Below are 26,187 nucleotides of genomic sequence, written 5' to 3' on the forward strand. Positions count from 1 at the left end.
GACAGTGATATCGGGTTGCTGGCCAGTCTCGAATCGCAACCGCCAGCGATGCGAACCCGCGACCGTTTGATGGCAGCGAGCGATCACGATCGACACGGTTATTTCGCCATTGATCGTAATGAAGTCCGTCTCAGGGGCTTGCACAAGCGCGCATCCCGCGGATTGGAATCCGCCTACGATCCCGGAAACCACGGTCGGATAAAGTTTTCGAAGGTGGCGGTTGATCTCCACGTAACGAAAATCCCGGCGAGGCGTGTACCCCACAAGCTGGTATGCCCGGAGCAGGCTTCCAAACCGAGAGCGGTAGGCGCTACTGGACGGCAGTCCTTCAGCTTCGTCGATGATTAATCCCGATAAGAGGCCGGCGCTATCCCGTAGCGCCAGCAAGGAGCGCAACATTTCTTCGTCCGATAGTCGAAGTGATCTCGCCCTGATGATCGTTTGTGCAGTGTCAAACAGGGCGCGACTGATAAGCGCCGGGAATACACCGTCAGACCGTATCCACATGCTTGGCTGGTTCCGCACACGCCGCTTCTTTAGCTTGAAGGAGACGTGATTCCAGACGTTATTCCCGATATATTTTTCGTTGATCAGCACCTGGTGGACAGTCCCCCGAGTCCAGGGCTCCCCCAATTCGCGTGTGATCCCGAGGGCGTTGAGCTCTTCTGCAAGTTGACGCTCCGAAACGTTCTCGTCGACAAAGCGCCGATAAATCTCTCGAACTATATTGACCTCGGCGTCGGGACCCGCAGCGAGCACGACGCGGTCGGTCTGAATGCTTTTATGTTCGCCGCGACGAAGTTCTCCCTTCGAGTTGCCCGCCTGATCAATGAGAACACGGCGCAACCCGTAACCAGGTGCGCCGCCCTGACGAAATCCCAGCTCAATCAAGCGGCACTGGCCAGCAAAAACCTTCGCGGAGAGTTCCCGGCTATATTCGCCGGCCATGGCCCGCTTGACGCCTTTTACAATCGTCGAGACGGGACTGCCGTCGTTTTCGAACTGCTCGGCGCAGTAGTGGACCGCAATACCTGCGCGCTTACAGATATATTCGTAGTACGCACTTTCGTCCGCGTCTTGAAATCGGCCCCACCGGCTAACGTCATAGACAAGGATCGTCTCGAAGTCAGCATTTGCAGTTTGAACGTCATCGATCAGCTTCTTGAGCGCATCGCGTCCATCCAAGCGTAGCCCGCTTTTCCCGGCGTCAGCGTACGTCTTTACAATCTCGATTCCACGCGCAGCCGCATAACGGCGGATGGCGTCCGACTGATTTTCAGTCGAGTATTTTTGATGCTCGGTTGACATCCGAACGTACTCGGCTGCTCGGACCACGCCGTGTCCATTAGCACCATCAACGCTGCGATCCTGATCAACCACCGCGCAATTCCAAACCAATTGTTTATCGAGAGGCAAACCAAGCCACTCGAAATGGAGCCGATGTCCTAATGGCGCCAGCCATCCGCGCATTCATCACAGAATAGATGCGGAGGATGGAAAGATGTTTCCGAAAAAGGGTAAGAAGTTACACCGAGGCTCGCGCGGTTCCGGAAATGATGGTACCGATCCATTCGAGCGAGCCATTGCGATTGCCCTGAGAAGTGAGCTCGGGACAAGCCATCGCGCTGTTAAAACGTTGATGGTTTGGACGGGCGCAAGCGAGAGGACGGTCAAGCACTGGCTTGCTGGGACGCACGGACCTAGCGGGCCCCACCTCATACATCTTGCACGGCATTCCGATGCTGTACTCGCTTACTTTCTATCTGCTTCGGACCGGCCTTCTCTAACACCGGGCATCGAGTTGGTTGGTGTTCGTGCCAAGCTCTTGGATCTGGTAGAGGTGATAGACACATACCGATCATCGGGATAGTCAACCGTCCGAACCATTGCTCTTTCGAGCGGTTCCTGGCGACGATCAAAGATCAATGGTCGACAACTGACTTTGGCTATCACCAGGTAGATGTTCATGACCAGTCTGACGAAGGCTGGACTGGTTACCTCGCCAAGATGCGGCAGAAGCGGTCGCTACTTGATTCTATAGATTGGACCAACTGCCAACTTTGATTGTCAGGCAACCGATCACTTTTGTGCTGCACGGAAGGCGTCTCGTTATGGAGACGCTTTAATAGCTTACTGTACTCCCATAAGCGTTGCTAGGTCAGTGCGACAGAAGGCATTGCCGCCTAGAATCGCCTCGGCCATCAATGATAGCCTTCAAAAGGGTGGGCGCTCGATTCTCCCATAACTCGCGGCATATTGGCGGTATGGGGCAGGAACCAACCTGCGGGCTCAAGTTGCTTGGCGTCTGGTCAACGATCACGCTGAAAGATGCACTTCGATTGGACAAGGACCGCATCAAGCGGTGTCCGCAATGTCATGGACAAGTGCGTGCCCACCAGGCCGGAAAACGGTGAAGCGGCTCACTTTGAACATTACGAACGAAATCCGGGTTGTTCTCTCGGGCATTTTTTTGACGGCACTCCACCACAGCACCGCAAGCCTCTCCTCTGAGGACATCAGAGCTTTTCTCAATTCGAGGGGGCTCGCGAAGGGAGATTCGCGCGGATTTCCCGCGATGCTGAATGACCTGGATCAGGCCGGCTGCGGAAAGACTCTTGAGAGCCCGCGCCTTCGCATCTTTGTCGATCCCAAAGTGTTCTAGGAGAGCTCTGGGAAGCGTTACGGTGGCTTTTCGCGTGAGGTCGCACTGATGGCGAATAGCCAAGTACGCCGCAAGCGCCTGGCCCGGCAGTCTTGCCGCCGCCCAGAGGTCGCTCATCGGGATTGGCCCTTTTAGGAACCTATCAGTCATGCGCATGGCCCTGTCGCGGCTTGCGGCCGTCGGAATTTCTACTTCGGGAGTCCTCGATTCAGGTGTGTTAGTAGATCTATTATTAGATGAGACGGTATCGCAGTGAAGCGACACCACATTCGCGCTGCTGCGATCGTTCATGTATTCACCCGGTAGGTTGCGTCTGGCCTACCAACCAGTCGAACAACTCGATTCCACATCGCGATGCCCCGCTCATCCATGTATCGTTCTGGATACCGGATAATCCGGGCTTCGGTGCGGATAGGCAGCCCACCAGTGACGTAGGAGCCGGCCTTCGACATGATCTCGCACATGTGTCGAACGTCATCGTCGAGCCGCCACAACGGCGCTGCAATCAGGAAGGCATCGTGGATCGGTGCACAAACATTGATCCCGGCTTCGGTCGCTGCGATTGCGGCGATTCGCATCATTTCCGCACCGTTCGCTTGCATGGGGAAGTTCATAAGCGAGGTCGGTTTATCTGTGGCCTTGACCCACCGTTGCCAACCGAAGACCGTGCTCAGGCGGTTCGAGATCATCGCGCTATCGACCACCGTGCTGCTGTATTCCCAGAACTGGTGGTACAACTGTTTGTGGAGCTGGATCATCTCCCGGGCCTCGGCGATGCTGATGCCAGCTCGATGCGCCATGCCTTCAGCGCCCATACCGTAGTTGAGACCGAGCACGACCGTTTTGCACCGCTCCCGAATCACCGGATGAGTGGCCTTGGTCGCATCGAGCGGTGCGAGTCCAGACTGCTTAGCGAAGCCCATATAGAGGTCGCCTTCTGCGTAGGCCTCTGCCAACCGCGGGTCGCCGGAAAGCCCAGCCGCGATCCCGATCTCCTGTGACACGAAGTCGATGTAGGCGATGCCATAGCCGTCATCAGGCTTGATGATGCCCCTCAGCCACTTCGAAGGTCCAAAAACGAATTCGCTCGCCGGCGGCTGGTTACGACCCGTGATGGACTGAAACGGACGGAGGCTGGTGCGAGCCCTGTTGTCCAAGTCCATTTGAATGTCTGATTTGCGGAGCTTGCTGAGCGATTGCCGAAGCTCATGCAGCGGACCGAGCTGAGGGAAGAGCCTGCACTGCTCCTTAAACGTGTCGTCCTTTAGGTCCAGAGTGCCTGACGGCAGCCTCGGCCAAGACATACCGCGTGCCTTCAGGAGAGCCTCGAACCGGTTGAGGCGGAATGAGATGCCATCGTAGACACCGTACTCACGGTCTACTTCCTCGACCAGCCGTCCCCTAATTTCAGGCCACTGTTCAACGAAAGTCCGATAGAGCGCCCGATCCACAGGTACGCCGCTCCGCTCCATGCGAGCCACAGCGGACATGTACCGTCCTCTAAAGAGGGCGCGGGACCAGTCGATCGAGGCCGCCATCAATTCGAGCAGGACAACGAGGCCATCAACGTCAGACTCGCAATAGTCGAGGATGGCTTTCCTTTCGGCGTCGTTCCAAGTCGTCCGATCAAGGATCAGGGACCGCATCTTCTCCTTGTGGTCGACGCCAATGTGCGGCCGCCCGCGCATGGCGAGAGCGCCAAGCATGCCGTTACCCATTGGCAAATAGCAGCCATTGGTTTCGACGCGATGTTCAACGAAGAGGTCGAGAATCTTCTCTGGAGGATTCCAGCCGAGTTCAAGAAAGCAACCCATCTCGGCGGCCGCCATATAGGCTACGACAAGCACATCCGGTCCCGTATCGAGAGGGGAGCGGGTAAGGCTCCTGAGTTCGTCGTGCCAGAGGCGGATGGTCCGTCCAGTCACAATTTCCCTTGCAACCATACAGATCGGACGGGGACGTTTGCCTTGTCCAGCCTGAAATTCGAAATCGACGCACCAGATACGCCGAGCGGGGACGACGGCCTGAAGGCCGTCGTTTTTTTTTGCGATGAGTGGGCATGGTCAGATCAAGCCGCGAAGCCGCCTAACGACGGGATGATCATCGTTCTCGATCACCCGCCCGCGAAAGGCGATTTCCAGCAGTTCATTCAGAGGTTCCGGCCGCCATTCAGGTTCGGAGAGGTCCCCCTGCGCTGCCCAGATGCGGTAAGCGCCCAACGACATGTCGGCCACCAGCCGAACCCATGTCTTCTTGGCAACTTCACAGCCTTGCTGAGCGCTATCCTGCCACGCATTCCCGCTGCTGTTGTCGTTCGCGACCTTGATCGGCCAAAGAAAACTAACCTTCTGCCGATTAATAGCGGTGACGAGGATGACCGGGGTCGTTTCCCCAAGCATCGCTGACATCATGTTGGGAGCCACGAAGTAGAACTCACGCTCCTGCTTGTCCTCGTAAACAGCCGTTGCGAGCATCATCCCTTCGTCGGGATGAACACGCACAAATTCCTGCTTTTGAGGCTTGCGTACGGCCACTTTCGACAGAATTTCGGTAGTGCCACCAAATACGGTCGAACCAATGGAGAGCCGCAGCTTGTCGAGGTCCGAAAAGATGCTTTGAGGCTTGATCGGTGCCTCGTTGTTCGAGGCGATTTCGGTTTTCAGTTCTTTCATCCACTTTCCTTTCAGGTAGTGCACCCACGCGGTGCGCTATCCAAATAGGGCTGAATGAAGGTGCTAAAAAAGTGGGGTGGTTTTCCGCACTTCAGGGCTTAGGAAGAACGCCCATCTTATCCGTTTTCGAGAACGGCCTTAAGCTCATTCAAGACGAGAGGTGGCCAGTCTCGAACGAAGCTGTCGGTATCGAGCCTGGCCGTAAAATGCGCGTGGCCGATGTGGTAACGCCGCTTCAACGTCCCGGCGGAAGGTTTATGTTGTTCGAATTCCGACTGCGTTGCTATTTCTTCACAGGCGCTCGCTAGATCGCTCGGCTTACCCAAATGCTCAAGGGCTCTTCGGGTGTAGTGAACGTCCCTCAGCAGGTGCCATAACTCCAGTTCCGTCCACGACGGCGCGCCCGCGAAGGCGACAAAGTCGATGAGCACCTCGAGCAGGAGATCACGGTGGAAACGATTCTCTGGCTGCAGGCCTGCAAGCGCGAAAATAGCTATCGCTTTTCGGTCATCCTCTTCGAGTGGATCTAACGTCCAGTTGCACTCACCTCTTCGGGAAACTGGAGATCCAGCTTCCTTGACGTCAAGCTGACGAATCTCGGACAGCACTCGAACGAGCTCTGGGTCTGCTATCGGGTTTGAACCGACCTTATTGGTATCGGAATATTCCGCCATGTGTCCTCGACAAAGGGGGGCGTCATCGCGCGCCAACGCGACCACTCGCTCTTGCTTAGCCTGCCAGTGAGTCACCGATCGAGAAACGAGGTTAGCAAAACCTTTACGGGCCGTCGGGGTAGATGAACTTCGGTGTCAAAATCAAATGCCCATCATATCAAGATCAGGTGGCCAATTAATCTTCAAGCAAAAGGACATCACTTTAGGAGATGATGGCCGCCGGCGGCCGCGATCTCCAGCGCGCGCTTGGCGCTTTCCTGGCCCTTGATGTCGCGCAGGTCGAGCGTGGAGGCGGCCACCTCGTGCACCCGGGGCGAGGGCCGCGACAGCACCTGTGTGCCTTTGAAGTGATTGGCGATCTGAATCAGCGAGTGTGCTGCGATGATCTGGATGTCCGGGCTCGCCCACGCCGCCTCCGAGCCGCAGGCCGCCGGACAAATCAAACCTTCCTCGCGCTCATTGGCGCCGATTGCGGCGGGAAGAACGCCGGCCACAGGCGCGATCGAGCCGTCGAGGCCGAGCTCGCCGAGAACGGTAAAACCCGTCAGCGCATCCGGCGGGATCGCACCGATTGCGGCCATCAGCCCGAGCGCGATCGGCAGGTCGTAATGGCTGCCTTCCTTGGGAAGATCGGCCGGCGCGAGATTGACGGTGATCCGCCGCGCCGGCAGCGCCAGTCCCGAGGCGATCAGCGCCGAGCGAACGCGCTCGCGCGCTTCCGACACAGCCTTGTCCGGCAGGCCGACGATGGCAAAAGCCGGCAAGCCCGCCGCGACCTGCACTTGCACGTCGACCGTACGGGCCTCGATCCCCTCAAAGGCGACGGTAGAAACCCGCTGAACCATGCCTGCCCTCCCGCACAATTAGGGGTAGCAGAGCCCGGTCCTCTCTGCAAGAACAATACGGGAACATCTCCGGGGCCGCGCAAGCCCTGACCACAAGCCCTAACCAATCGTAAACACGGTGCGGACACTACGCCTCGAATGCGAGCGGCTGTCATCAGCACATTCCAACGAATGTCCGCTACTCCTAGGGCTGCGGGATGGGCCGTGATCCAACAAGTGAACAATCGAAATGCTAGCAAATCGCCGGAGAAGCGAACGTCGGGTGTGCAGCCGGCTCGCCAAGATTCACTTTGGTGCGGGCTCGCTGCCGCGGGACTGCACGATCACGGATATCTCGGATGGCGGCGTGAAAGTGGTGGCGGAATTTCTGGAAGTGCCGCCGCAATTCACCATCATCTTCGCACCGGACTATTCCCGCCAGTGCCGCCTGCGCTGGCGCATCGGCTGCGAATTCGGTGCTGAATTCACCGACTAAGGTCTGAGGGGCCGCGTCCTTAACGGGACTTTAGCGTTAATGGGTAAGCATCGCTGATCAGTCGCCGAGTGATCAGAGCATGCCCAAGCGTTTGTCCCTTGCCTCTCCCCCGGCGAGATATCTGTTTTCCGCGCTCTTGATCCTTGCTCTCGGTGGCTGTCAAACCGCTGGCCTCGAGGACGTCACCGGCGCGCTCGGCGGTAAGCCGGAAACGGCAAGCAATGCCGATACCAAGCCGGACATGGACGCACTGCGCGCACGCTATCGTGCCAAACCGAGCGATCCGAACGTCGCGCTCGAGTACGGCAAGGCGCTGCGCGAGAGCGGCCAGCGCGCCCAGGCGGTCGCGGTGCTGGAGCAGGCCGTGCTCGGGCATCCCAGCAACAAGGCGCTGCTCGCCGGCTATGGCCGCGCGCTCGCCGACAATGGCAATTTCCAGCAGGCCTTCGATGTGCTGAGCCGCGCACATACGCCGGAGGATCCGGACTGGCGCATCCTGTCGGCGCAAGGCGCGGCGCTCGATCAGCTCGGCCGTAACGAAGAGGCGCAGCAATATTATGCGACCGCGCTGAAGATCGTGCCCGACGAGCCGTCGGTGCTCTCCAATCTCGGCCTGTCCTACATGCTCCAGAACAATCTGCCGAGGGCTGAGGAAACGCTGCGCCGCGCGCATGAGCGCAACCCCGCCGAGCCCCGCGTGCGGGCCAATCTGGCGCTCGTGCTCGGACTGGAAGGAAAGCAGGCCGAGGCCGAGGCCATCGTGAAGGCCGATCTGCCGCCGGATCAGGCGGCGGCAAAGGTTACGGCGCTGCGCCAGTTGCTGGCGAAGAAGCAGCAGCGGGCGGACAGGTAGCCCGCGCTCTGTTTGGTTTTGACGCGTTTTCTCGACGCGAACCGGTATCCACTTCGCTCGAAAACGCTCTTGCGCCTACGACGCCTTGCGATGCGGGGCGGATCCGCGACCCGACCTGCCCTTCAGCTTCTTGAGGAGCGGTCCGAGCAGCGAGCGTTTCGGCTTCTTCACCTCGCCGCGCCCGGCGAGACGGTTCGCCATGTTCTGGAACAGCTCGGTGGTGCGGTGGCTTTTGGAGACCTCCGCGATCATCTGGCCGTTATTGGCCGCAGTCGAGAACAGCTTCGAATCGAACGGGATCACTGCGATCGGCTGGCTCTCCATCGTCTTGGCGAACGCCTTGACCGCGATCTCCGCCCGCTTGTGCATGCCGACCTGGTTGATGCAGTACAGCGGCGGCCGGTCGTTCGGCCGCGCCGCCTTCAACACGCTCAGCATGTTCTTGGTGTTGCGTAAGTTCGCGAGATCGGGCTCGGCCACGATCACGATGTCGTCGGCGTTGACCAGCGCGCGCCGCGTCCAGCCCGACCATTGGTGGGGAACGTCGAGCACGATGCAGGGGGTGGTCATGCGCAGCGTGTCGAAGATCGCATCAAAAGCCTCGGCGCCGAAATCGTAGACACGATCCAGCGTCGCGGGCGCCGCCAGCAGGCTGAGACGCTCGGTGCATTTGGCGAGCAGGCGCTCCAGCAGGGCCGTGTCAGGACGATCCTGCGACAGCACCGCGTTGGCGATGCCCTGAACCGGGTCCTGATTGTAGTCGAGGCCGGCGGTGCCGAAGGCGAGGTCGAGATCGATCACGACGGAATCGAGCGCGAGGTCGCGCGCGATCGTCCAGGCCACATTGTGCGCGACGGTGGAGGCGCCGACGCCGCCCTTGGCGCCGACCACCGCGATGACGCGGCCCGTGATGATGGCCTCGGACGCCGAGAACAGGCTGCAGATCGAGCGGACGACGTCGAGGGTTTCGATGGGTCCGACCACATAGTCGTTGACGCCGCGGCGCACCAGCTCGCGATAGGGCGCGGTGTCGTTGGGATTGCCGATCACGACCACGCGGGTGCCGGGGTCGCAGACGCCGGCAAGGTCGTCGAGACCTTCGAGGATGTCGCGCGTGCCGTCGGACTCGATCACGATGACGTTCGGCGTCGGCATCGATTCATAGACTTCGATCGCCGCGGCGAGGCCGCCGTCCTTGGCGGTGAGGTGCGCCTTGGCAAGCCGGCGATCCTGCCCCGCCGCAGTTACCGCGGCGAGCGTCTGCTCGGTCTCGCAAAAGGCCTGCACGGAGATGCGAGGAACCGGCGCAATGTGTTCCTCGGGGTGCCGCGGATCGTCCGCTTCTTCGTCGTGGATGCCTGTCATTTTCCGGTGTCGCTGAGTTTGGCCTTCTCGGCCTCGGGATTGACGGTCGCGATCGGCGTGCCCTTACGGTAACGGTCGAAGGCGATGTCGCGCCGTGCGGTATAAGCAGGGGTCTCGGAGCGCGGCTGCTCGAGGTCGGCCGGGTTGTCGATCATCGCCGCGAGATTGCGCTGGCTGGCGCAGCCCAGATTGAAGTACGGCCGGTTCTCGTTGTAGCCGGGGTCGAGGATGGACGGACCGACGTCTTCCGGCCACAGCCCGCAGGGGCCGGCGACCGCGGCGATCCTGGAATAGCTCAGGCGGATGGTGGGCAGCAGTCCGGGATCCTCGGGGCGATACGGATGCTGGACGATGGCGCGCGACGGCACGCCGCCGGATGCGAGCACGGATCGGATTTGCTGATAGGTCGCCGCCGCAGCGCGCGAATTGGCGGTGTCGACGGGTACGTCGACGACGACGGAGCCGGTGCCCTCGCGCACCCAGTCCCGGGCAATGCCCGCGACGTCCGAGTGCTGCGCGGCCGAGAGGCCGCCTCTGGACTTGCCGACGAAGATCACGATCGAGCGCTTGCCTTCCTGCACCGCGATCGGATGGCGTTGGCGATAGTCGGTCGGCACTGTCTGGGTGACGATCTCGCCGGTGGTGTTGCAGGCGCCGAGCATGACGGACAGGCCCGTCAATGCCAGCGTGACGCTTAGATTGCGACGTCGATAGGCCATCGTCTTCGTCATCGCTTCATCCCCCCTCTTGCCCGTTCCCCAAGCCGTCCGTTCGTCTCAGTCGATGATGAAGCCGAAATCGCCGGGAGTGCCGTTGATCGGATCGACGCGGCGCGTAATGCCATAGAGGCGGTTCATGCGGCCGAGCAGCGCCGTCTGCGCATCGGACGCCGGCGCGAAGCCGTCGTCGGGCCGCGACAATTCCTTCTGGGCAACCGCGCGCACCACATAGGGCGTCACGATCACCATCAGCTCGGTCTCGTTGTTGACGTAGTCCTGGCTGCGGAACAGCGCGCCGAGGATCGGCACCTGGTCGACGCCGGGCAGGCCGTTGATCGCCTGCTTGGTCTGCTGCTGGATCAGGCCGGCCATCGCCATTGAACCGCCCGAGGGAATTTCCAGCGTCGTCTCGGCGCGTCGGGTCTGGACCGAAGGGATGGTGATCGAGTTGGTCGAGTTCGAGGACAGCGCCTGCGACACCGTGATGGCGTTCTGAGCCGACAGCTCCGAGACCTCGGTCATCACGCGCAGGCTGATCCGGCCCTCACTGAGCACGACCGGAGTGAAGTTCAAGGAGATGCCGAACTTCTTGTAGGTGATCTGGGTGGTACAGACGTGGGTGACCGGATCGCAGGAATAGCCCGCGGGAATCGGGAATTCGCCCCCCGCGATGAACGTCGCGGATTCACCCGAGATCGCCGTCAGGCTCGGCTCGGCCAGGGTGCGCATCACGCCGGCGCTTTCCATCGCGCGCATCGTGGCGCTGACCGTGGCAACGCCCTTGGCGAGGCCGGCCACGCCGAGCCCGTTGTTGCTGACCAGCGGTCCGCCGCTGGCCGAGAACGGGTTGGAATTGTTGAAATTCACCACCGCGGTGCCGGCGTTCAGGCTGGCGCTGAGATCGACACCCAGCTGCTTGACGATGTCGCGGCGCACTTCGCCGACGACGACCTTGAGCATCACCTGGTCGCGGCCGCGCACGACGATGTTGTTGACGACCTTTTCGCTGCTGCCGACGAGCTTTGCGGCAACGTCGCCGGCCTGCTGGGCCTCGACCGGGCTCGACACCGAGCCGGTCAGCATCACGCTGTCGCCGACGCCTTCGATCTGCACGCCCGGCAGCGACTGGCGCAGCGCGGTGCGCATGCCGTTGAGGTCGCGCTTCACCGCGATGTCGTAGGAGGCGACCTGCTGGCCGTCGGCGCTGAAGAACACGACGTTGGTCTGGCCGACCTGGCCGCCGATGATATAGGCACGCTGCGCCGAGCGGATCACCGCATTGGCGATCTTGGGATCGGCCACCAGCACGTCCTTGACCTCGCGCGGCAGGTCGATGACGACCGACTTGCCGACGCCGAGCGACAGGAAGCGCGTCCGGGCCGGCGTGATGGTCGCGACCGACGTCACGCCGAGATCAGGCATCTGCATCGGCGCCTGGTCGCCGACCGGCGCATCCGCGGCGCTGACCCAATCGGAGGCTGCGAGCAGCCCCAGCATCAGCATCGTCCCCGTCCAGAACGAGCGTGCGCGCTTCCCCCGAATGCGCAAGCCCGCCCTATCTCCCCCGTAGTTCATGGTATCCCCATCACTTCTGTGACGTCAGTTGCCGTGCCTGCACCCCGTAGCGGATGACATTGACGCCGCCGGGCCGCTTGATCGCCTGGTCCTCGGGCGTACCGTCCGCCGCGTTGGCATCGACGATGCTGCGCAGCGCGAGCGTCAGCGTGCCGCCCTGGCGCGCGGCCGATAGTGTGGCGACCTGGTCGGGCCTGAGCTCGAGCGTGACGGTCTTGCCGACGACGGCGTTCTGGCCGTCTTTTTCCTTCGGCGCCTGGTCGATCGCGAGCACGCGGATGTTGCTCAGGATGACCTCGGAAATGACGAGGTCGTTGCCGCCGGTTGGACCGTTGGTGCTGCCGCCATCAGGATTCTTCAGGCGGCGGGTCAGGACGATGTCGACGCGGTCGTTCGGCAGGATAAAGCCGCCGGCGCCGGTCTCGGCGGAAATCTCGGTGGAGACGGCCCGCATGCCGGAAGGCAGGATCGCGGCCATGAACCCGGAGCCTTCGGCCTTCACCAGCTTCTGCTCGCGGATCGGCTCCCCCTGCATCAAGGGGACGCGTGCAATTGAACCGGCGATCTGGGTCTGGGCCTCGGGCCTGTTGTCGCGGCGGATGAAGGCGCTGCTCGCAGTCGCCGCCGGCCAGCTCTGCCATTGCAGGTCCTCAGGCTTCACAGCCTGGCCGAGCTGAATGTCGTTCTTCGCGATCAGGACCTCGACCGTCGGCAGCTTCTCGGCGACGGGGAGGATGGGCGCGGGCTTGTTGTCATAGCCGCTCGCCAGATACGCAGCGACGCCGCCGGCGCCCAGCGCGATGACGAGAACGACAATGCGTGCGGTGTTCATACGCTTCTACTCTTACGCCGGGCACTCGAACCGCACGTGGCGGCTTCCCCGGTGTCGATGAGTAGGGAGTAAAGGTATAAGGGGTGTTGCGAGGCCGAATGTGATGGCCGGTCACGATCCGAGTTTTGGGCAGATGGTGAATGCCGCGTTATTCGGCGGGCAATGGCCCCCGTAGATTCACGCGATGCGGCCCCCGCGTTCGAACGAGGCGCGCGGCGTCATGGTGAATGGGTGGTTAGTGGCGTGTGAGCGAGATGCCGCGCGATCGTGCTAGCGAACGATGCGATGACCGACCCTCATCCTGAGGAGCTTGCGCAGCAAGCGTCTCGAAGGATGAAGGCCCGGCCGGTGGCCTCGCCCTTCGAGACGCCGCGCACGCGCGGCTCCTCAGGGTGAGGGTCGTTAATGGCGCTACGAAGTGACAGGCGCTACTTCGCTCGCTTCTGCTCGATCACGTCCCAGATCTTCGCCGCAATATCGGGACCGCCGAGCCGCGCGATGGCGCGGATGCCGGTGGGGGATGTCACGTTGATCTCGGTGAGGTTGCCGTTGATGACGTCGAGACCGACGAACAGCAGGCCGCGTTCGCGCAGCGCCGGCCCAACCGTCTCACAGATCTCGCGCTCGCGCGGGCTGAGCTCGGTCTCCTTTGCCGCGCCGCCGCGCACCATGTTGGAGCGCAGATCGTCGGCGGCCGGCACACGGTTCACCGCGCCCGCGAACTCGCCGTTGACCAGGATGATGCGCTTGTCGCCGTGCTTCACCTCGGGAATGAACTGCTGGATCACCCAGGCCTCCTTGAAGGTCACCGAGAACATGTCGAACAGCGAGCCGAAATTCATGTCCTGCGGCATCACGCGGAACACCGCGGCGCCGCCATGGCCGTGCAACGGCTTCATGACGACGGCGCCGTACCGGTCGCGGAAGGCGTTGATCTCGTCGAGATCGCGCGAGATCAACGTCGGTGGCATCAGCTGCGGAAAGTTCATCACGAACAATTTTTCCGGCGCATTGCGCACGGACGCCGGGTCGTTGACGACCAGCGTCTTCGGATGAATGCGCTCGAGCAGATGCGTCGAGGTGATGTAGGCGAGGTCGAACGGCGGATCCTGGCGGAGCAGCACCACGTCAAAACCGTTGAGCGCCTCGCGACGGGGTTCGCCGAGGGTGAAGTGATCGCCAGGCTCGTCGCGCACGGTCAGGAGCTGAACCGGTGCGACGATCTCGTCGCCGACCATCGAGAGCTTGTCGGGCGTGTAATAGGACAGGCTGTGACCGCGCTTCTGTGCCTCCAGAAGCAGCGCAAAGGTGGAATCGCCTTTGATATTGATGCGGGCGATGGGGTCCATCTGGACGGCGACGTTCAGTTTCATGGTCTGCCTTTCAGGTCGAGGCGTCGAATGCCGCCAACACATGGCGCGGAAGTCGCTTCGGCGCAATCAGCATGGCGTCGAATCGCAATTCGAATTCGGCATGCTCGGGATGCGCTACGAGCCAGCCTTGCGCGGCGTCGATGATGCGCTGCTGCTGGCGCGGGGTCACGGCGAAGGCGGCGTCATCCAGCGTCGCGCGCGCCTTGACCTCGACGAAGGCGATCAGGTTGCGGCGGCGCGCCACGATGTCGATCTCACCATGCGGGGTGCGGTAGCGCTTGGCGAGGATGCGATAGCCCTTGGCCATGAGGTAGGCTGCGGCGCGGCTCTCCGCGGAGATGCCGGTGCGGAACGCGGCGACGCGTTCGGGCGAGGCTACTTTCGGTTCCTCAGCCCCCTCAGCCTTCGCCATCGCCGCCCCGCAAATCCTTGTGCAGATTCTTGTGCAGATTCTTGGCGAGTTCGAGCGCGCGGGCATAGACCTCGCGGCGCGGCCGTCCCGAAAGTGCGACCGCATGCGCCACCGCATCCTTGACGCTATGCGCGGCAAGCTGCTCGCGCAGGAGATCGTCCAGCGCATCCGGTGTCAGCACCTCGGCGTCCGCCGCAGGCGGGCCGATCACCAGCACGAATTCGCCGCGCGTCTCCAGCGCATCAGCCTCGCGCGCCAGCTCATGCAGCGTCGCGCGCGAAACTTCCTCGTGCAGCTTCGTCAGCTCGCGGCAGATCGCGGCCTCGCGCGTTCCCATGATCTCGGCGAGCTCGGCGAGCGTGTCCTGCACGCGGTTGCCGGATTCGAACATCACAAGCGTCGCATCGATGCGCGCGAGCTCGGCAAGGCGCGACCTGCGCGCGGCGGATTTCGCCGGCAGGAAACCCTCGAAGAAGAAACGGTCGGTCGGCAGCGCCGCGACCGACAGCGCCGCCAGCACCGAGGACGGGCCGGGCAGCGCATAAACGGCGTGGCCGGCCGCGCAGACCTCGCGCACCAGCTTGAAGCCGGGGTCGGAGATCAGTGGCGTGCCGGCGTCCGACACCAGCGCGACCGAGCCGCCCTGCCCCAGCGCCTCCAGGATTTTTGGACGCGCGGCTTCCGCGTTGTACTCGTGATAGGGTTTGAGCTGGGCCGCGATGGCATAGCGCTCGGTCAGGCGCCGCGTGATGCGGGTGTCTTCGCAGGCGATGACGTCGACGCCCGCGAGCGTCCGAAGCGCCCGCAGCGTAATGTCGCCGAGATTGCCGATGGGGGTTGCGACCAGATGGAGGCCCGGCGCCGCCTTCGGGGCGGCGAGGTGATGAGCATCGATGGAGAAACCGCGCGAGGCGGCGTCTGTGCCTTCAGGCGTATTTATCGGGGCCGGCTTTGCGCGCATAATGAAACGAACTTAGGCATGATCCGGAGGGCTGGGAACCGGTCCTCCGAAAAAGATAAAAAGATGATGTCTGGGCCAGATACTAAGTCATGGGGTGAGGAAGGACGGAAATGTGATCCATCCGGGGTCACATTCGAGAGGGAATGAAGCGTCAGCGCCATATTCACGGCGGAAACGCCCCCTTGATGCTGCGTGACGGACGGCGAATAGCTAGCCAGGACTCGAGGTGCGGCCGCGTTAAGAGGTCATTATCCTTTTGTTTTAGTTAACTATTTGTCGACAATATGCCTGAATCCGCGGCTTGTGTCGCGGAAAGAGTTGTCGTGACTGGCCGGAGAGGGCCGGTCAGAAGAGAAGTTGCCATGCTGGGCCCGCGCGAATTGAAGTCTCCCGATCAGGGGCCCCGATTGTCGGGAGCGACCCGGCGGAGCGCCCTTGGGCTCTTGCTCGGCGCGCCCGTGCTGTCGGCCTGCTCCGGCGTGCAGCAGAGCCTCAGCCAGTTCTCCAGTCCGTTCGGCGGTTCCGCGCCCCCGGCTCAGCCGGCCGGCCCGCCGCAGCAGGCCACCACCGCCGGCACAGGCGGGGTGAAGGTCGCCGTGATCCTGCCGCTCTCGGCGGCCGGCAACGCCGGGCTTGCGGCGCAATCCATGCGCAACGCCGCCGAGATGGCGCTGGCCGAGTTCCAGAATCCCAACATCCAGCTCCTGATCAAGGACGACAACGGCAGCCCGCAAGGCGCGCTGGCAGGCGCGCAGCAGGCGGTCGACGAAGGCGCCGAGATCATCGTGGGGCCGCTGTTCGCGCAGTCGGTGCCGGCGGTGGCGCAGGTCGCGCGCACGCGCGGCATATCGGTGATCGCGTTCTCGACCGATTCCAGCATTGCCGGCCGCGGTGTCTATCTGCTCAGCTTCCTGCCGGAGTCCGATGTCAACCGCATCGTCGAATATTCGGCCAGCATCGGAAAGCGCTCCGTCGCCGTGCTCGTGCCCGACAATGCCTATGGCAATGTCGTTGAGGCCGCGGTGAAAGCGGCGGTGCCACGGCGTGGCGGGCGTATCGTTGCCTTCGAGAAATACGGCGCCGATCGCGCGACGCCGGCGCGCACTGTCGCACAGCAGCTCGGCAGCGCGGATGCGCTGTTCATTGCCGATGACGGCGATGCCGTGGTTGCGGTGGCGGATGCGATGAGCGCGGCGGGTGCGAACTTACGCAACATCCAGCTGCTCGGCACCGGGCTGTGGGACAATCCGCGCGTCTATGCGAGCCCGGCGCTGCAGGGCGGCCTCTACGCCGCGCCCGATCCGGCGGGCTTCCGCGCTTTCTCCGGCCGCTATCGCACCAAATATGGCGGCGAGCCGGTGCGCACCGCCACGCTCGCCTATGATGCAGTCGCCCTCGTCGCCGCGCTCGCACGCACGCAGGGCACCACGCGCTTCTCGTCCGACGTGCTCACCAATCCGTCGGGCTTCGCCGGCATCGACGGCCTGTTCCGCTTCCGTGCCGACGGCACCAACGAGCGCGGCCTAGCGGTGATGAAGGTAACGACCGGCGGAGGTGTTGCGGTCGCGGGTTCGCCGAAGAGCTTTGGGGCGTAGCCAGGTGCCGTAGGGTGGGCAAAGGCGCGCTATGCGCCGTGCCCACCATCTATCTGCAAATCGCATTGAAGTGGTGGGCACGCTTCGCTTTGCCCACCCTACGGCACCCAGCTACGCCGCGAGATCCGCGACCACCGCGTCCAGCACAGGGAATCCGCTGCTCGTCACGCGCAATCGCCCCGTCGCATCGACCGTAATCGCGCCCTCTTCACGCAGCAGCGCGATGCGGCCGGGGTCGAGCGGGCGGCCGGAGAGCGCGGTGTAGCGCTCGGGGTCGATACCTTCGGCGAGACGCAATCCCATCAGCAGGAATTCGTCGGCGCGCTCCTCGCTGTTGAGGAGATCGTCGGTGACGACGCCGTGGCCGTTGCTCTCGACCCGCATCAGCCAGGCTTCGGGACGCTTCTCGGTGGCGGTGGCATGGCGCACGCCGTTGATGTCGAGCCGGCCATGCGCACCGGGGCCAATGCCGGCATATTCCTCGCCACGCCAGTAGACGAGATTGTGCCGGCACTCGGCGCCACGCCGCGCGTGATTGGAGATCTCGTAGGCGGGCAGGCCGAGCTTGTCGCAGGTCTCCTGCGTGATGTCGTAGAGCGCGCGCGCGACCGCCTCGTCCGGCGTCTTCAGCTTGCCGGCCTGGTGCAGGCCGAAGAACGGAGTGCCTTCCTCAATCGTGAGCTGGTAGAGCGACAGATGCTCGGCCGCTTCATCGATCGCATGACGCAGCTCGTCGGCCCACATCGCCGGCGTTTGGTCGGGACGGGCGTAGATCAGATCGAACGAGTAGCGATCGAACGAGCGGCGCGCGATGGCGACGGCATCGAGTGCCTCGCGCGCACTATGCAGGCGGCCCAGCGCTTTCAGCGAGGCATCATCGAGCGCCTGCACACCAAGCGAAACGCGGTTGACGCCGGATGTGCGATAACCGGCGAAACGCGTGGCCTCGACGCTGGTCGGGTTTGCTTCCAGCGTCACCTCGACATCGCCAGCGACGTGCCAGTGCTTGCCGATCGCGTCGAGCACTGCGCCGACGGTTGAGGGCTGCATCAGCGACGGGGTGCCGCCGCCGAGGAAGATCGAGGTGACTTCGCGCCCGGGCGCGCGCTCGGCCGTGGTCGCGATCTCGCGCGCGAAGGCGGCGGCGAAGCGCGCCTCGTCGATTGCGGCATGGCGGACATGGCTGTTGAAGTCGCAATAGGGGCACTTCGACAGGCAGAACGGCCAGTGCACATAGACGCCGAAGGCTTCCTTAGCGCGGCTCAAGGCAGATCTCCGCCAGTTTCACGAAGGCGCGGGCACGGTGCGACAGGCCAAGGCCGAGCGGCGGCAGTCCGTGCTTCTCGATGCTGGTCATCTCGCCGAAGGTGCGCGCGTGACCGTCGGGGAGGAACATCGGATCATAGCCGAAGCCCGCGGTGCCGCGCGGCGGCCAGACCAGCGTGCCGTCGGCGCGCGCCTCGACCTGTTCGAGATGATCGTCGGGCCAGGCGACGCAGAGCGCGGAGACGAAATGCGCGGTGCGCCTGTCCGGCGTAGCCGCGCCGCGCTCCTGCAGCAGGCGTTCGATCTGCGCCATCGCCGCGGTGAAGTCTTTGGTCGGGCCGGCCCAGCGCGCGCTGTAGATGCCGGGCGCGCCGTCGAGCGCGTCGACCACGATGCCGGAATCATCGGCGAAAGCGGGAAGCCTCGCCGCCTGAGCTGCCGCGATCGCCTTGATCGCGGCGTTGCTGCGGAAATCGTTGCCGGTCTCTTCGGGCTCGCCGAGGCCGAGCTCACCAGCCGACACCGCCTCGATGCCGTGAGGCGCGAGCAGCTCCTTCATCTCGGCGAGCTTGCCGGGATTGTGGGTCGCGATGACCAGCTTTCCGGTGATTCGGCGGTGCATGGGCTTATTGACTACGCCACGGCCAGTTTCTGCAAGTCCACGAGACGCGCAACGCCCTTGCGCGCCAGCGCCATCAGCGCCAGGAACTCGTCCTGCGTGAACGGCTCGCGTTCCGCGGTGCCCTGCACCTCGACGATGCGGCCGTCGCCGGTCATGACGAAATTTGCGTCGGTCTCGGCCTCCGAATCCTCGGCGTAGTCGAGGTCGAGCACCGGCGTGCCGTTGTAGATGCCGCAGGAGATCGCGGCGACGTTGTCACGCAGGACGTTGGCCTTGACCATGTTGCGCGCCTTCATCCAGTTGACGCAGTCGGCGAGCGCGACCCAGGCGCCGGTGATCGACGCCGTGCGCGTGCCGCCGTCGGCCTGGAGCACGTCGCAATCGACCGTGATCTGGCGCTCGCCGAGCGCTTCGAGATTGATGATGGTGCGAAGCGAGCGGCCGATCAGGCGCTGGATCTCGACGGTGCGGCCGCTCTGTTTTCCGGCGGATGCCTCGCGGCGGGTACGTTCCGAGGTCGCGCGCGGCAGCATGCCGTATTCGGCGGTGACCCAGCCGCGGCCCTGGCCCTTCAGCCACGGCGGCAGGCGGTCTTCCAGCGTGGCGGTGACCAGCACATGGGTGTCGCCAAATTTCACCAGGCACGAGCCTTCCGCATATTTGACCACGCCGCGCTCAAGCGTCACGGGGCGCAATTCGTCGGGCGCACGGCGGCTTGGCCGCATGGGAAATCCTCCAAAACTCACGGAAAAGGGCTGTTCGCGGTGCTTGTAGGTGGGGCGCGGGTGGGCGGCAAGGGGGAAGATCAAGGCCTTATTCACCTCCGACGTTCGGTCCGCGAACGCCGCGCTTGTCAGAACGGCCCGGGATGGACAAATTATGAGCATCTGAGAGGAGTTACCGTCGTGGCCCATCACGATCCGATCCATCTGATCGCGCCGCGCGCGGGCCTCGCCCAGCTCAATGAGCGTTCCCGCGACATCTTTCGTCAAATTGTCGAAAGCTATCTCGCGACCGGCGAGCCGGTCGGCTCGCGGAACATTTCTCGCCTGATCGCCACGCCGCTGTCGCCGGCCTCGGTCCGCAACGTCATGGCCGATCTGGAATTGCTCGGACTGATCTACGCGCCGCATACCTCTGCTGGCCGGCTGCCGACGGAACTTGGCCTGCGTTTCTTCGTCGACGCCCTCATGCAGGTCGGCGACCTCAACGAGGCCGAACGGCAGTCAATCCAGGGCCAACTCGCCTCCGTCGGCCAAGCCCAGTCGGTCGAGGCGGCGCTGGACCAGGCGCTGACGCGGCTGTCGGGTCTGACCCGCGCCGCCGCGGTCGTTCTGACGCCGAAGTCCAATGCCCGGCTCAAACACATCGAATTCGTCCGCCTGGAACCGGAAAAGGCGCTGGTGGTCCTGGTCGGCGAGGACGGCCAGGTCGAAAACCGCGTGCTGACGCTGCCGCCCGGAGTTCCATCCTCGGCGCTGACGGAGGCGAGCAATTTCCTCAACGCGCGGATCCGGGGCCGGACCTTGGCCGAGGCGCGGCTCGAGCTCGAAACCGCGCTCGGGGAGGCCAGCGCCGAGCTCGATCAATTGACGCAGAAAGTGATCTCGACCGGGATCGCAAGCTGGTCAGGCGGCGAGAACGACGACCGCCAGCTCATCGTCCGCGGCCATGCCAATCTGCTCGAGGACCTGCACGCGCTGGAGGATCTGGAACGGGTGCGCCTGTTGTTCGAAGATCTCGAGACCAAGCGCGGCGTGATCGACCTGCTCGGCCGGGCCGAAACCGCGGAAGGCGTGCGAATCTTCATCGGCAGCGAGAACAAGCTGTTTTCGCTGTCCGGCTCCTCCACGATCATCTCGCCCTATCGGGATGCCGCCGGCCATATCGTCGGTGTTCTGGGCGTGATCGGGCCGACGCGGCTGAATTATGCCCGCGTGATCCCGACCGTGGACTACGCCGCCCGCATCGTCAGTCGGCTCCTGGGGGGCTGAGCGGCATTTCGTCTGATCACGGGCGCTTGATTTTCGTGGCTTTAGGCACGATATCCGGGCCAACAATCCCTTGAAACGAGTTCGAGACCAGAGCCGATGACCGATCAAGACCGGCAGCCCGACGACACGACCCCGCCGACCGGCGAGCCAGTGGTGTCAAAGCCCTACATCATGCCCGACGATCCCGAGCTCGGCTCGGTCGAATTGTTGCAGAAGGAAGCCGCCGAGGCGCGCGACCGCACGCTGCGGACGCTGGCCGAGATGGAGAATCTCCGCAAGCGCACCACCAAGGAAGTGGCTGACGCCCGTCTCTACGGCATCACCGGCTTTGCCCGCGACGTGCTCGACATCGCCGACAACCTCCAGCGCGCGCTCGATGCCGTTCCGGCCGAGGCGCGTGCCGCGGCAGACCCCGGCCTGACCGCGCTGATCGAGGGCGTCGAGCTCACCGAGCGCTCGCTGCTCAACGCGCTGGAAAAGCACGGCGTGAAGAAGTTCGATCCGCAGGGCCAGAAGTTCGACCCGAACTTCCAGCAGGCGATGTTCGAGGTGCCCGATCCGTCGGTGCCGACAGGCACAGTGGTGCAGGTCGTTCAGGCCGGCTACACGATCGGCGAACGGGTGCTGCGTCCGGCTTTGGTCGGCGTTGCCAAGGGCGGCGCGAAGGCCGCGCCTGCCGCCAACAACAACGAGCCGAACAGCGCGGTGTAAGCCATCAATCCTCATGGTGAGGAGGCGCGTCAGCGCCGTCTCGAACCATGCAGGCCCGGGTCTCTCAGCTCGGCCTTCATCCTTCGAGACGCGCGCGAAGAAGCGCGCTCCTCAGGATGAGGGTCTTGCAGTTTTACGCGTCGCCTACGCGCTCACCGCGATATCCGCAGACTGAATCCGCTTCACGCCGGCCTTGGCCATGTCGGCCCAGGCTTTGGCGAGCGAGCCCTGCGTGTCGATGCCGCGGCAGGCGTCTTCCACCACATAGACCTCGAAACCCGCCTTGCGCGCGTCGAGCGCGGTCCAGGCGACGCAGAAATCGGTAGCCAGGCCGGCGACGAAGATGCGCTTGATCTTGCGTCCCTTCAGATAGCCGGCAAGGCCCGTCGAGGTCTTGCCGTCGGCTTCGAGGAAAGCCGAGTAGCTGTCGACGTCCTTGTGAAAACCCTTGCGGATGATGAGCTCGGCGTGCGGGATCGCGAGGTCCCTCGACAGCGCGGCGCCGTCGGTGCCCTGCACGCAATGGTCCGGCCACAGCACCTGTTTGCCGTAGGGAAGATCGATGGTCTCGAACGGTTTCTTGCCGGAATGCACCGAGGCGAACGAGACGTGGCCGGGCGTATGCCAGTCCTGCGTCATCACCACGTTCGAGAATGCCTTTGCGATCTTGTTGATGACGGGCACGACCTGCTCGCCCTCCTTCACCGCGAGGCTGCCGCCGGGCAGGAAGCAGTTTTGCACGTCGATCACGAGCAGCGCGGACGTGTCGTCCGGCTTGATCGACGTCGCCGCAAAGAGCGCGGTTGGCGCGAGAGCCGCCAGCGCCGTCGTCCCAAGCGCCGCCAGGATGTGTCGCCGATCCAGCATCGTTCGCCTCCCCTCAGGATGAATCCAATGGAGGCGAAGCCTAGTTCCGCTTGTGCGCGAACAGAAGCCCGAAAATGCAGCCGGCTTTGTCCAGCGCCTGGGCTCACAACCCCAACATCACCGTCATCCCGGGGCGCGCAAAGCGCGAGCCCGGGATCCATAACCACAGGGAGAGGTTTGGCGAAGACTCTTCGTGGGACTGCGACCGACTGCAACCGCGAGATCACGCGGTATGGATCCCCGCCTTCGCGGGGATGACACCGAGTGTGTTGCGCCGCCTTCGCCTTACCCCTTCGGCTGGATGCCGTCGCGCACCGCGCGGAAGCGGGTGAAGGCGGCCGACCACTGGTCGCGCGGGGCGCTGGCGATGATGCGCAGCGAGGCCCCCCCCGCTGCTGAAGCGAATCCACTGCACCACGGTCACCGGTGTCTTGTCCTTGCCGCTGACGCCGTCGATCCGGGTCTCAAAACCTTGCTGGCCGTTGATGCGGATCGGCTCGGACATGGTGATGCGGGACTCGCGCACGCCGGGGATCTGGAGCGCCGCCTCCTGGGCGAAGCGGGCGCGGTCGTCGGCCTGCTGCGGCGTGGCGCCGATCAGGCCGAGGATCATGAACGGCTTCGACTCATAGCCTGTGCTCTCGTTGCCGTCGGCCAGGATGATGCTGCTGCCCGGTGCCAGGGTGCGGATGTCCTTGAAGTCAGCGAGATCGGTGATCTTGAACGGCATCAGCGCGATCTGCTCGTCGGCCGATACCTCCCTGCGGGTGACGGCGCTCGCAAACATCTGCCGCACCGCCTCGTCGGTGTAGATCTTCGTCGCGTTCTCGGGGATCTGCACCGCCACATAGCCGGAGAAACCGGCGCCCGGCACGATCATCGAATAGCGCTTCACCGGGGTATCACCGGCTTTGCCGCTCTCGGTGGTGAAATAGGCTAGGCCCGCGGGTGTCTCGATCTTGTCCTGCTTCACGCCGCCGGTGCCCGCAGGATTGGAATTGAAGGCGCTCACGACCTCGCCATAGGCTGCCGGCGGCAGCTCGGTGATCAGCACCTTGACGCTGCCGTCTTGGTTCTCGAAGCCCGGAAAGGTCTTTGCCGTGCTGAGACCGATCAGCGGCACCATGCCGAGGCGCAGCCCGGGCGGGAAAACGGCGTCGGCGGCAACGGCCGGAAGCGCGGAGGCGACGAGGAGGGTGAGCGCAGCGAGGGGGCGGATCAGCTTCATGGGCACTCTGATTGGTTCACATTGAGGCCGTTCGATGGTCGGCCACCGGGCCGCTATGTCGCGCGAAGCAGCCTCGCGGCGCCTGTCCGGCCGCCCGCCTTTTAGCGGGTTTGGCCTTGCCGTAACAGGGTGGGGCGGATCACGGCGGCGGGGGCTTGCGGAGGCCTGAACCTGTTAACAATTCCTCACCCGCAAGGGCGGTGAAGCCCGGATATGATGTTCTAAAACCCAATGTTTTCACGGCCGAAACTTGCGTTCGGTCCTTGCGGGCCCCTCCCCCCCTCCTATATGAGCCTCAATCATCGCAATATCGCGGATGTTTGATCTTAGGGGGTTTGGATCGGGTGCCTTCTGGGCCCAGCCAACCTGCCGCAAAAACAAGGATATCAGGACCATGGGAAAGGTCATTGGGATCGACCTCGGCACCACGAACTCGTGCGTCGCCGTGATGGATGGCAAGAACGCCAAAGTCATCGAGAATTCCGAAGGCATGCGCACGACGCCTTCGATCGTCGCCGTTACCGACGACGGTGAGCGCCTCGTCGGCCAGCCCGCCAAGCGCCAGGCCGTTACCAATCCCGAGCGCACTTTCTTCGCAGTGAAGCGCCTCATTGGCCGCCGCTACGACGACCCGATGGTCGAGAAGGACAAGAAGCTCGTCCCGTACAAGATCGTGAAGGCTTCCAACGGCGACGCCTGGGTCGAGGCCGACGGCCAGACCTACTCGCCCTCGCAGGTCTCTGCCTTCATCCTGCAGAAGATGAAGGAGACCGCGGAAGCCCATCTCGGCCAGAAGGTCGACCAGGCCGTCATCACCGTTCCCGCCTACTTCAACGACGCCCAGCGCCAGGCAACCAAGGACGCCGGCAAGATCGCGGGCCTTGAAGTGCTGCGCATCATCAACGAGCCGACCGCGGCCGCGCTCGCTTACGGCCTCGACAAGACCAAGACCGGCACGATCGCCGTGTACGACCTCGGCGGCGGCACGTTCGATATCTCGATTCTCGAAATCGGCGACGGCGTGTTCGAGGTGAAGTCGACCAACGGCGACACCTTCCTCGGCGGCGAAGACTTTGACATGCGCCTCGTTGGTTATCTGGCCGACGAATTCCAGAAGGAGCAGGGCATCAACCTGCGCAACGACAAGCTCGCGTTGCAGCGCCTGAAGGAAGCCGCTGAAAAGGCCAAGATCGAGCTGTCGTCGACGACGCAGACCGAGATCAACCTGCCCTTCATCACCGCGGACCAGACCGGCCCGAAGCATCTGACGATGAAGCTGACCCGCGCCAAGTTCGAGGCGCTGGTCGATGACCTCATCCAGAAGACCGTCGAGCCCTGCCGCAAGGCACTGAAGGACGCCGGCGTCACCGCCGGTGAGATCGGCGAAGTCGTGCTGGTCGGCGGCATGTCGCGCATGCCGAAGGTCCAGGAAGTCGTGAAGCAGCTGTTCGGTAAGGAGCCGCACAAGGGCGTCAACCCGGACGAAGTCGTGGCGATCGGTGCCGCGATCCAGGCCGGCGTGCTCCAGGGCGACGTCAAGGACGTGCTGCTGCTCGACGTGACCCCGCTGTCGCTTGGCATCGAGACGCTGGGCGGCGTGTTCACCCGCATCATCGACCGCAACACCACGATCCCGACCAAGAAGAGCCAGGTGTTCTCGACCGCCGAGGACAACCAGAACGCGGTCACCATCCGCGTCTTCCAGGGCGAGCGTGAAATGGCGGCCGACAACAAGATGCTCGGCCAGTTCGACCTGATGGGCATTCCGCCGGCCCCGCGCGGCATGCCGCAGATCGAAGTGACCTTCGACATCGACGCCAACGGCATCGTCAACGTCTCGGCCAAGGACAAGGCCACGGGCAAGGAGCAGCAGATCCGCATCCAGGCCTCCGGTGGTCTGTCGGAAGCCGACATCGAGAAGATGGTCAAGGACGCCGAGGCCAATGCCGAGGCGGACAAGAAGCGCCGCGAGGCGGTTACGGCCAAGAACGAAGCGGACGGCCTGGTGCATTCGACCGAGAAGGCGCTTGCCGAGCACGGTTCGAAGGTCGCCGAGAGCGAGCGCCGCGCCATCGAGGATGCCGTCAGCGATCTCAAGGAAGCGCTGAAGGGCGACGACGCCGAGGCGATCAAGGCCAAGACAAACACGCTGGCCCAGGCTTCGATGAAGCTCGGCGAGGCCATGTACAAGCAGCAGGCCGAGGCCGACGCGGCCAAGGACGCTGCGAAGGACGACGTCGTCGACGCGGAATTCACCGAGGTCGACGACGACAAGAACAACAAGAAGTCCGCCTGAACCCCAAGAGGGTGATGATGCGGACGGCTTGGACCCCACACGTACTATCGGCCTCCCCTCTCCCGGGGGAGGCCGTCGTGTCGGGCTCGACGGGCGAGGCGCCCGTTACGATCGATCAATTCCCAGCCGTTATGTTGAATGCCGCTATGCGGCCCTCTGCCGCAAGGCCGAAGGCTGCTTATATCGTCGC

The 26,187-nt window shown here is 63.4% G+C and carries 23 protein-coding genes and 2 pseudogenes; 7 read left to right on the forward strand and 18 right to left on the reverse strand.

Annotation, left to right across the window (positions count from 1 at the left end; all coding sequences use genetic code 11):
- Positions 1–1,308, reverse strand: a 1,308-nt coding sequence (locus AC630_RS22905; protein WP_074120763.1) for a recombinase family protein, incomplete at its 3' end; no start/stop codon positions are given.
- A 956-nt stretch (positions 1,309–2,264) separates the two neighbouring features.
- Between AC630_RS22905 and AC630_RS48385 the strand changes: the two genes are divergently transcribed.
- Complete coding sequence (locus AC630_RS48385; RefSeq protein WP_502691531.1) at positions 2,265–2,414, forward strand: hypothetical protein; 150 nt, start codon at positions 2,265–2,267, stop codon at positions 2,412–2,414.
- On the opposite strand, the gene AC630_RS44135 is transcribed toward AC630_RS48385, so the two are convergent.
- The 5 genes and pseudogenes from AC630_RS44135 to AC630_RS22930 form a co-directional block, all read right to left on the reverse strand.
- Positions 2,375–2,779, reverse strand: a complete 405-nt coding sequence (locus AC630_RS44135) for a hypothetical protein (protein WP_143198241.1) — start codon at positions 2,777–2,779, stop codon at positions 2,375–2,377. The genes AC630_RS48385 and AC630_RS44135 overlap by 40 nt on opposite strands.
- Positions 2,780–2,949: 170 nt before the next feature.
- On the reverse strand, positions 2,950–4,509 hold the full coding sequence (locus AC630_RS22915) for a DNA polymerase (protein WP_167561259.1): 1,560 nt from the start codon (positions 4,507–4,509) through the stop codon (positions 2,950–2,952).
- Between the two features lie 216 nt (positions 4,510–4,725).
- Positions 4,726–5,334, reverse strand: a complete 609-nt coding sequence (locus tag AC630_RS22920) for a hypothetical protein (protein WP_143198242.1) — start codon at positions 5,332–5,334, stop codon at positions 4,726–4,728.
- A gap of 116 nt (positions 5,335–5,450) precedes the next feature.
- Entirely contained in the window at positions 5,451–6,008 is a 558-nt protein-coding gene (locus AC630_RS22925; RefSeq protein ID WP_074120718.1) for a hypothetical protein, read from the reverse strand.
- A gap of 203 nt (positions 6,009–6,211) precedes the next feature.
- A pseudogene (locus AC630_RS22930) lies at positions 6,212–6,853 on the reverse strand (magnesium chelatase domain-containing protein); the annotation flags it as partial.
- Between the two features lie 229 nt (positions 6,854–7,082).
- On the opposite strand from AC630_RS22930, the gene AC630_RS22935 reads away from it, so the two are divergent.
- Both AC630_RS22935 and AC630_RS22940 read left to right on the forward strand, forming a co-directional pair.
- Entirely contained in the window at positions 7,083–7,328 is a 246-nt protein-coding gene (locus AC630_RS22935) for a PilZ domain-containing protein (protein WP_011083489.1), read from the forward strand.
- Between the two features lie 79 nt (positions 7,329–7,407).
- Complete coding sequence (locus AC630_RS22940) at positions 7,408–8,181, forward strand: tetratricopeptide repeat protein (protein WP_074120720.1); 774 nt, start codon at positions 7,408–7,410, stop codon at positions 8,179–8,181.
- A 75-nt stretch (positions 8,182–8,256) separates the two neighbouring features.
- On the opposite strand, the gene AC630_RS22945 is transcribed toward AC630_RS22940, so the two are convergent.
- The 7 genes from AC630_RS22945 to rsmI all read right to left on the reverse strand — a co-directional run bounded on the left by AC630_RS22945 (position 8,257) and on the right by rsmI (position 15,418).
- Positions 8,257–9,546 (reverse strand): CpaE/TadZ family protein, encoded by a 1,290-nt coding sequence (locus tag AC630_RS22945; RefSeq protein ID WP_074120721.1) that lies wholly within the window; start codon positions 9,544–9,546, stop codon positions 8,257–8,259.
- Positions 9,543–10,277, reverse strand: a complete 735-nt coding sequence (locus AC630_RS22950; protein WP_074120722.1) for a CpaD family pilus assembly protein — start codon at positions 10,275–10,277, stop codon at positions 9,543–9,545. Before AC630_RS22950 ends, AC630_RS22945 begins: the two co-directional genes overlap by 4 nt.
- Positions 10,278–10,322: 45 nt before the next feature.
- Positions 10,323–11,840 (reverse strand): type II and III secretion system protein family protein, encoded by a 1,518-nt coding sequence (locus AC630_RS22955; protein ID WP_074120723.1) that lies wholly within the window; start codon positions 11,838–11,840, stop codon positions 10,323–10,325.
- A 10-nt stretch (positions 11,841–11,850) separates the two neighbouring features.
- The gene (gene cpaB, locus AC630_RS22960) at positions 11,851–12,672 is read right to left on the reverse strand and encodes a Flp pilus assembly protein CpaB (RefSeq protein ID WP_074120724.1); all 822 of its coding nucleotides are present in this window, start codon (positions 12,670–12,672) and stop codon (positions 11,851–11,853) included.
- Between the two features lie 428 nt (positions 12,673–13,100).
- Positions 13,101–14,045, reverse strand: a complete 945-nt coding sequence (gene gshB / locus AC630_RS22965) for a glutathione synthase (protein ID WP_074120725.1) — start codon at positions 14,043–14,045, stop codon at positions 13,101–13,103.
- A 10-nt stretch (positions 14,046–14,055) separates the two neighbouring features.
- Positions 14,056–14,457 (reverse strand): YraN family protein, encoded by a 402-nt coding sequence (locus AC630_RS22970; RefSeq protein WP_074120726.1) that lies wholly within the window; start codon positions 14,455–14,457, stop codon positions 14,056–14,058.
- Positions 14,444–15,418: a 16S rRNA (cytidine(1402)-2'-O)-methyltransferase gene (rsmI, locus tag AC630_RS22975; RefSeq protein WP_074120727.1), complete on the reverse strand. Its 975-nt coding sequence runs from the start codon at positions 15,416–15,418 to the stop codon at positions 14,444–14,446. The genes AC630_RS22970 and rsmI overlap by 14 nt, the downstream gene beginning before the upstream one ends.
- A gap of 362 nt (positions 15,419–15,780) precedes the next feature.
- On the opposite strand from rsmI, the gene AC630_RS22980 reads away from it, so the two are divergent.
- Positions 15,781–17,013 carry a penicillin-binding protein activator gene (locus AC630_RS22980; protein ID WP_208867039.1) on the forward strand — a complete coding sequence of 411 codons (1,233 nt, stop codon included), beginning with the start codon at positions 15,781–15,783 and terminating at the stop codon, positions 17,011–17,013.
- Between the two features lie 111 nt (positions 17,014–17,124).
- On the opposite strand, the gene hemW is transcribed toward AC630_RS22980, so the two are convergent.
- The 3 genes from hemW to rph are packed head-to-tail and all read right to left on the reverse strand — an operon-like array spanning position 17,125 to position 19,626.
- The gene (gene hemW, locus AC630_RS22985; RefSeq protein ID WP_074120729.1) at positions 17,125–18,279 is read right to left on the reverse strand and encodes a radical SAM family heme chaperone HemW; all 1,155 of its coding nucleotides are present in this window, start codon (positions 18,277–18,279) and stop codon (positions 17,125–17,127) included.
- Positions 18,266–18,901: an RdgB/HAM1 family non-canonical purine NTP pyrophosphatase gene (gene rdgB / locus AC630_RS22990; protein ID WP_074120730.1), complete on the reverse strand. Its 636-nt coding sequence runs from the start codon at positions 18,899–18,901 to the stop codon at positions 18,266–18,268. The genes hemW and rdgB overlap by 14 nt, the downstream gene beginning before the upstream one ends.
- Positions 18,902–18,912: 11 nt before the next feature.
- Positions 18,913–19,626, reverse strand: a complete 714-nt coding sequence (gene rph, locus AC630_RS22995) for a ribonuclease PH (protein ID WP_074120731.1) — start codon at positions 19,624–19,626, stop codon at positions 18,913–18,915.
- Between the two features lie 180 nt (positions 19,627–19,806).
- On the opposite strand from rph, the gene hrcA reads away from it, so the two are divergent.
- Positions 19,807–20,895, forward strand: a complete 1,089-nt coding sequence (hrcA, locus tag AC630_RS23000) for a heat-inducible transcriptional repressor HrcA (RefSeq protein WP_074120732.1) — start codon at positions 19,807–19,809, stop codon at positions 20,893–20,895.
- 96 nt (positions 20,896–20,991) lie between these two features.
- Positions 20,992–21,606, forward strand: coding sequence for a nucleotide exchange factor GrpE (grpE, locus tag AC630_RS23005; RefSeq protein ID WP_074120733.1), 615 nt, complete (start codon positions 20,992–20,994; stop codon positions 21,604–21,606).
- A 144-nt stretch (positions 21,607–21,750) separates the two neighbouring features.
- Here grpE and pncA read toward each other — a convergent pair whose 3' ends face one another.
- Complete coding sequence (gene pncA / locus AC630_RS23010; protein ID WP_074120734.1) at positions 21,751–22,473, reverse strand: bifunctional nicotinamidase/pyrazinamidase; 723 nt, start codon at positions 22,471–22,473, stop codon at positions 21,751–21,753.
- Positions 22,474–22,758: 285 nt separating this feature from the next.
- Positions 22,759–23,701, reverse strand: a pseudogene (locus AC630_RS23015) (hypothetical protein).
- Between the two features lie 394 nt (positions 23,702–24,095).
- On the opposite strand from AC630_RS23015, the gene dnaK reads away from it, so the two are divergent.
- The gene (gene dnaK / locus AC630_RS23020; protein ID WP_074120735.1) at positions 24,096–25,997 is read left to right on the forward strand and encodes a molecular chaperone DnaK; all 1,902 of its coding nucleotides are present in this window, start codon (positions 24,096–24,098) and stop codon (positions 25,995–25,997) included.
- Positions 25,998–26,187 lie beyond the last annotated feature (190 nt).

It is taken from the genome of Bradyrhizobium sp. AS23.2, assembly GCF_001908185.1.
Classification (GTDB): Bacteria; Pseudomonadota; Alphaproteobacteria; order Rhizobiales; family Xanthobacteraceae; genus Bradyrhizobium.

Coding starts and splice junctions, on each gene's coding strand:
- rdgB (WP_074120730.1), bottom strand. CDS start 18,901: ATGCACCGCCGAATCACCGGAAAGCTGGTCATCGCGACCCACAATCCC.
- rph (WP_074120731.1), bottom strand. CDS start 19,626: ATGCGGCCAAGCCGCCGTGCGCCCGACGAATTGCGCCCCGTGACGCTT.
- pncA (WP_074120734.1), bottom strand. CDS start 22,473: ATGCTGGATCGGCGACACATCCTGGCGGCGCTTGGGACGACGGCGCTG.
- AC630_RS22980 (WP_208867039.1), top strand. CDS start 15,781: ATGCTGGGCCCGCGCGAATTGAAGTCTCCCGATCAGGGGCCCCGATTG.
- grpE (WP_074120733.1), top strand. CDS start 20,992: ATGACCGATCAAGACCGGCAGCCCGACGACACGACCCCGCCGACCGGC.
- AC630_RS22970 (WP_074120726.1), bottom strand. CDS start 14,457: ATGGCGAAGGCTGAGGGGGCTGAGGAACCGAAAGTAGCCTCGCCCGAA.
- AC630_RS22940 (WP_074120720.1), top strand. CDS start 7,408: ATGCCCAAGCGTTTGTCCCTTGCCTCTCCCCCGGCGAGATATCTGTTT.
- rsmI (WP_074120727.1), bottom strand. CDS start 15,418: ATGCGCGCAAAGCCGGCCCCGATAAATACGCCTGAAGGCACAGACGCC.
- AC630_RS22950 (WP_074120722.1), bottom strand. CDS start 10,277: ATGACGAAGACGATGGCCTATCGACGTCGCAATCTAAGCGTCACGCTG.
- AC630_RS48385 (WP_502691531.1), top strand. CDS start 2,265: ATGGGGCAGGAACCAACCTGCGGGCTCAAGTTGCTTGGCGTCTGGTCA.
- AC630_RS22920 (WP_143198242.1), bottom strand. CDS start 5,334: ATGAAAGAACTGAAAACCGAAATCGCCTCGAACAACGAGGCACCGATC.
- gshB (WP_074120725.1), bottom strand. CDS start 14,045: ATGAAACTGAACGTCGCCGTCCAGATGGACCCCATCGCCCGCATCAAT.
- AC630_RS22925 (WP_074120718.1), bottom strand. CDS start 6,008: ATGGCGGAATATTCCGATACCAATAAGGTCGGTTCAAACCCGATAGCA.
- AC630_RS22955 (WP_074120723.1), bottom strand. CDS start 11,840: ATGAACTACGGGGGAGATAGGGCGGGCTTGCGCATTCGGGGGAAGCGC.
- cpaB (WP_074120724.1), bottom strand. CDS start 12,672: ATGAACACCGCACGCATTGTCGTTCTCGTCATCGCGCTGGGCGCCGGC.
- AC630_RS44135 (WP_143198241.1), bottom strand. CDS start 2,779: ATGAGCGACCTCTGGGCGGCGGCAAGACTGCCGGGCCAGGCGCTTGCG.
- dnaK (WP_074120735.1), top strand. CDS start 24,096: ATGGGAAAGGTCATTGGGATCGACCTCGGCACCACGAACTCGTGCGTC.
- AC630_RS22935 (WP_011083489.1), top strand. CDS start 7,083: ATGCTAGCAAATCGCCGGAGAAGCGAACGTCGGGTGTGCAGCCGGCTC.
- AC630_RS22945 (WP_074120721.1), bottom strand. CDS start 9,546: ATGACAGGCATCCACGACGAAGAAGCGGACGATCCGCGGCACCCCGAG.